Source organism: Blautia sp. RTP21359st1_E11_RTP21359_211015 (assembly GCF_040910705.1).
Classification (GTDB): domain Bacteria; phylum Bacillota; class Clostridia; order Lachnospirales; family Lachnospiraceae; genus Blautia_A; species Blautia_A fusiformis.
Genome location: NZ_JBDGAB010000104.1, coordinates 1 through 4176 on the forward strand (window position 1 = coordinate 1; position 4176 = coordinate 4176).

The 4176-nt window shown below is 46.9% G+C and carries 4 protein-coding genes; 3 read left to right on the forward strand and 1 reads right to left on the reverse strand.

Annotation, left to right across the window (positions count from 1 at the left end; genetic code table 11):
• The 3 genes from AB5026_RS18695 to AB5026_RS18705 form a co-directional block, all read left to right on the forward strand.
• Positions 1-805: L-threonylcarbamoyladenylate synthase (locus AB5026_RS18695; RefSeq protein WP_368214136.1), on the forward strand; the 805-nt coding region annotated here is incomplete at its 5' end.
• The gene (gene rpiB / locus AB5026_RS18700; protein WP_015527166.1) at positions 786-1214 is read left to right on the forward strand and encodes a ribose 5-phosphate isomerase B; all 429 of its coding nucleotides are present in this window, start codon (positions 786-788) and stop codon (positions 1212-1214) included. The genes AB5026_RS18695 and rpiB, both read left to right, overlap by 20 nt.
• A gap of 38 nt (positions 1215-1252) precedes the next feature.
• A complete protein-coding gene (locus AB5026_RS18705) occupies positions 1253-1747 on the forward strand; it encodes a dCMP deaminase family protein (protein WP_015527165.1) in 495 nt (164 codons plus the stop codon).
• A gap of 86 nt (positions 1748-1833) precedes the next feature.
• On the opposite strand, the gene AB5026_RS18710 is transcribed toward AB5026_RS18705, so the two are convergent.
• Positions 1834-4176: sensor histidine kinase (locus AB5026_RS18710; RefSeq protein WP_368214137.1), on the reverse strand; the 2343-nt coding region annotated here is incomplete at its 5' end.

The following is a 4176-nucleotide window of genomic DNA, read 5'->3' on the forward strand; positions in this document are numbered from 1 at the left end:
ATACTGGCCGGGTCCGCTGACAATGATCCTTCCCAAGGCAGATATCGTGCCAAAGGAAACAACCGGAGGACTGGACAGTGTGGCAGTACGTTTTCCAAGTGATCCTATCGCACAGGAGCTGATCCTTGCGGCTGGCGGATATGTGGCAGCGCCAAGTGCCAATACTTCCGGAAGACCAAGTCCTACGACAGCGGGACATGTGGCAGAGGATCTGGGAGAAGCCATTGATATGATCATTGATGGAGGACAGGTAAATATCGGTCTGGAATCTACGATCGTAGATTTTACAGAAGACATACCGGTAGTCCTGCGGCCGGGATATATTTCCCTGGAAATGCTCCGGGAAACACTTGGAGATGTAAGGATGGATAAGGGGCTGATCAAACCGGACAGCAAGGTCCATCCAAAAGCACCGGGAATGAAATACCGTCATTATGCACCAAAGGCAGATCTTGCCATTGTGGAGGGGTCCACAGAGGGTGTGATCGCGGAGATCGAAAAAAGAGCCGGAGAGGCTGAGGAGAAGGGACTGACTGTGGGGATCATCGCAACAGATGAAACAAAAGGCCGATATTCACATGGAATCGTAAAGAGTATCGGAAGCCGGGAGCAGGAAGAAACCATCGCGCATCATCTGTACGAGGTCCTGCGTGATTTTGACAGCTGTAATGTAAGTGCCATTTATTCAGAGGCATTTTTTACACCAAGAATGGGACAGGCGATCATGAACCGCTTACTGAAAGCGGCTGGTCATAAAATTATCAACGTTGAGGAGGAGAAAGAAAATGATAGCACTGGGATGTGATCATGGCGGCTATGAGCTGATGCAGGAGGTAAAGAAGCATCTGGAAGAGAGAGGACTGGAGTACAAAGATTTTGGATGCAATGGTCCGGAATCTGTAGACTATCCTGTTTATGGAAAGAAAGTAGCACAGGCGATCGTGGACGGTGAGTGTGAGAAAGGAATCCTGATCTGCGGAACAGGTATCGGAATTTCCATCACTGCTAATAAATTCAAGGGAATCCGTGCTGCACTTTGTACAGATTGCTTTACTGCAGAAGCAACAAGACTTCATAACGATGCCAACATTCTGGCCATGGGCGGTCGTGTAGTAGGACCGGGGCTTGCTCTGAAGATCGTGGATACATTCCTGGATACACCATTTTCCGGGGATGAGCGCCATATCAGAAGGATCAACATGATCGAGGATTGATCGATCAGTAAGAAACCAATAGAAAAAGAGGATTCTGTATGGATAAAAAAGGACAGAAACGACAGGGATATCTTTCCTGGGATGAGTATTTTATGGGGGTGGCCATGCTTTCCGGCATGCGTTCCAAGGACCCGCATTCACAGGTTGGTGCCTGTATCGTAAGTGAAGATAACAAGATCCTGTCAATGGGGTACAATGGATTTCCAAAGGGATGTTCCGATGATGAGTTTCCCTGGGGAAGAGAAGGAGATCCGCTGGATACCAAATATCTTTATGTGACACACAGTGAGCTCAATGCCATCCTGAACTACCGGGGAGGAAGTCTGGAAGGTGCCAAGCTTTATGTGTCCCTGTTTCCCTGCAACGAATGTGCCAAGGCTATTATCCAGGCAGGGATCAGGACTATCGTATACGACTGTGATAAATATGCAGATACTCCGTCGGTGATCGCATCCAAAAAAATGCTGGATGCAGCCGGAGTCCGGTATTATAAATATAACCGGACAGACCGTGAGATCACCATTAAAGTGTAAAAGAGAACAAAAATAAGAGAAAAACAGCAGCCTGGCTCCTGATTCATCATATCATCAGGGCTTCCGCTGCTGTTTTTTATGAATGGTTAAGAATGTGCTTCGGAATGAGGATCTTCCGGTGCGGATAAGACTGTGGGAGAGATCTTCTGTGGAAAACTTAAGCAGACTTTGAAAAGGTCACCGTCCAGATAAAGTTTAAAGGTGCCACCTTGAAGCTGGGTAAGGCTCTGTGCGATGGATAATCCAAGTCCGCTGCCTTCTGTATTTCTGGCAACATCGCCGCGGATGAAACGTTCGGTCAGTTCTTCAGCCGGAATGTTCAGAGGTTGTGCGGAAATATTTTTCAGGGTAAAGATGACTTGATCTTTTTCCAGAAGAACTTCTGCATAGACCCTTGTGTTCTCCATGGCATATTTCAGAATATTGCCGAAAAGATTTTCAAGGATACGCCACATCCGTCTGCCATCGGCATAGATCATGGCAGGAAAATCAGGCAGATGTGTCATCAGGGTCAGATGTCTGCTTTTCATCCGTTCTTCGAATTCACCCATCACCTGGTAAAGCATTTCCACAAAGTTCAGTTCCGTCATTTCCAGAGAAAGATTTCCGGTACTGGTTTTGGAAGCTTCCACTACATCTTCGGTCAGACTTTTCAGACGATGTGCCTTTGAGTCCAGGATCTCAAGATATTTCAGTGCTTCCGTATCTTTGAGGTTCAGCCTTTTCAGCAGATCAATGTAATTGATGATGGAAGTCAGTGGCGTTTTCAGATCATGGGAGACATTGGTGATCAATTCGGTTTTCATACGCTCATCTTTGAGGCTTTTTTCCACGGCAGCGTCCAGCCCGTCACCAATGCGGTTGATATACTGTGCCATTGCTTTCTGATCACCACGGAGTTCCTTTTCCGGGATCTTGTAAGTGAGCTCTCCATCGGTGATCCGTTTCAGGCCATCAAGGAGGAGTTCACGCCCAAGAGCAATTTTGTAGACGCAGAAAAGCGCACCCAGATCCAGAAGAAATAGAAGCAAAAACATCAGGAACCAACCATCAGATGCTGCGAGCAGGGCACTGAAGAAAAATTCAAGGAATAGAAATACGCCAAGTCCCACTACCATGCGGATTCTGCTGATGGTATTCCTGGAGAAAAAATCGATCAGTTTACCGGCTTTGCAAAGACACAGACGGGGAAGCTTCAGACATTTGCGAAGCAGGCTGTTTTTCCACAGGGTGTGCGCTTTGATCCTGCGGACCAGACTTAAATAGCCGATCCAGAACAGGCACGTGATCAGGAAAATCGTGATACCCAGGATGATCAGGGAGGAGACAAGGTTATAGGTGGAAGCTTGCATGTTCAGTCCTGCAGTCAATACACCAAGTGCCGGGATACACACAAGTCCGGCTGCTACTTCCGTATAGATCCTGTCAAAAAAGTTCAGTTCTGGTTGAGCCGTGTCTGTGTTACCGCTATCGGAATTTCTTCTTCCGGTGTGGACAGTAAGCCAGATAAAATCTATGATAAAGAGCAGAAAACTGATCATGGTGATCACAGCAGCCGGGATAAATAAAGTACGGTAAGTCAGGAAATGCTGTCTGTCAGTTTTAATGGAATCCTGTACAGGAAGGCTGGTATCATCGATCCAGGCAAGAAAACTGCAGTTTTCATCGTATGTGGAGTTTCGAAGGAGATCGATCCAGTTTCCTACAGAAGGGTTTGCAGCAGCAGAAAGATTCAGATTCATAAGACCATTCCGGGCATTTTTCTCATCTGTGGCAGCTTCGTTGACACTTAGGAACACGTAAGGCTTTTTGTCTGAAAAACCGGAAATATCAGTCAGGTCGGAAGTATAGGCTGCATCTGTATTTGTGAAGATTTTCTGTGAGGTGTTATCCGTATAGGCATAATGGATATTGGAATTATCACTGCTGTACTCCTCCAGTGTCTGAGCAGCTTCTGTCCAGCTGGAAAAAAGATCCCGGGCATTATCCAGCTGCTCAAAGGCATCGTTCAGGTTCCCTTTGAAATTCCTGGTTTTGGATGAAGTGGAATTCATGTAATCCAGGAGACTGTCGTAACCTTCCGGTGCACAGGGGATTTCAAGGATCGGAGTGAGCATATCTGCCACATCTGTGTAAACCACATTTCCGTTTTTGTCTGTGATGTTTTTCAGAGGTTCCTGTGACTGGATGCCGCCGTCTGCATATTCGGCGCTCAGAGAGGAAAGAATACGCTCAGTCCAGTCTTTCTGGGAAATTCCCTCGTATTTCAGGGCACCGGAGTTGGCATTTAGCTGCAGGGTTCCGTCTTCCAGAGCCTTTTTGAAATCGGAATAGTACATATATTTTGTTTCACCCTCCGGGGTGGTAAGGCCCAGGACGATCCAGTCATCATTGGAATGGATCGTCTGTGAGCTCCATTCCCTAAGATC

Coding starts and splice junctions, on each gene's coding strand:
- rpiB (WP_015527166.1), top strand. CDS start 786: ATGATAGCACTGGGATGTGATCATGGCGGCTATGAGCTGATGCAGGAG.
- AB5026_RS18705 (WP_015527165.1), top strand. CDS start 1,253: ATGGATAAAAAAGGACAGAAACGACAGGGATATCTTTCCTGGGATGAG.